The 810-nt window shown below is 49.4% G+C and carries 1 protein-coding gene; it reads right to left on the bottom strand.

The window, feature by feature from the left end:
- A partial coding sequence (locus tag BKD12_RS16195; RefSeq protein ID WP_141736972.1) for a DDE-type integrase/transposase/recombinase occupies positions 1–810 on the bottom strand: 810 nt, incomplete at both ends.

The following is an 810-nucleotide window of genomic DNA, read 5'->3' as shown; positions in this document are numbered from 1 at the left end:
TGGGACCCGTAAGGTAGAACGATGGATCCGCTGGTTTTTGCGTTCCAGCCATCCGGGAAGGGAACGCCACACATCATCAATACAGGTGACTTTCCGCGCGCTGAAGAAGTTTTTCTTCACGAACCCAACAGAGTTTTCGATAGGTCCCTTGCTTTCAGGATCCGCTTTATTGCATACCCAGAGTCGGAGATCCTGTTCGGTACAGAAATCTTCAAAGGTCCTGGTCTTGATGACTTCGCCATAGGTTTCACTGGCGACAAACACGGCGTCCTGGTCGATGACCAGTTCTTTAGGACGTCCTCCAAGCCTGCAGAAACTATGATAGATCGCCTTACAGGCTTCTTCCGAGTTATACTTGTGATCCTGTGCATAGACGCATAAAAAGCGGCTGTAGCGCAGCAAGAGGCAGATAAAGTGGATGCTCTTTGTCTTGGACAAGGTTTGCTCACCGAAGTCGATCAGCATCTGTTCCCCGGGCGGTGTATCGAAAACATAATCATAAATACGGCGGTGCTCTGGCTCCCTGTTGATCTGTCCGGAATCCTCGAGATAGTGGATATAGTTGCGGAGCGTCTGCTGGTTGCCGGGAAGTTTTTCATAGTCTCCATTTTCGATGAATTTTTCTTCCAGGACATCGTAAACAGATGACATACAGAAACTTTTCCCACTGTTCGTCTCAAGGATCCTGACGATCGTGCTCCGGAAAGGCTCTACGTCAAAGGTTTTTGGTTTTGCGAGTTTAGCGCCGGGATCATCCGGGATCACATCCATGTCATAATACTTGCTGATCGTGGGACGGCTGGGAGGCTT

Source organism: Merdimonas faecis (assembly GCF_001754075.1).
Lineage (GTDB): Bacteria > Bacillota > Clostridia > Lachnospirales > Lachnospiraceae > Merdimonas > Merdimonas faecis.
This window is presented reverse-complemented; position numbering and strand designations above follow the sequence as displayed.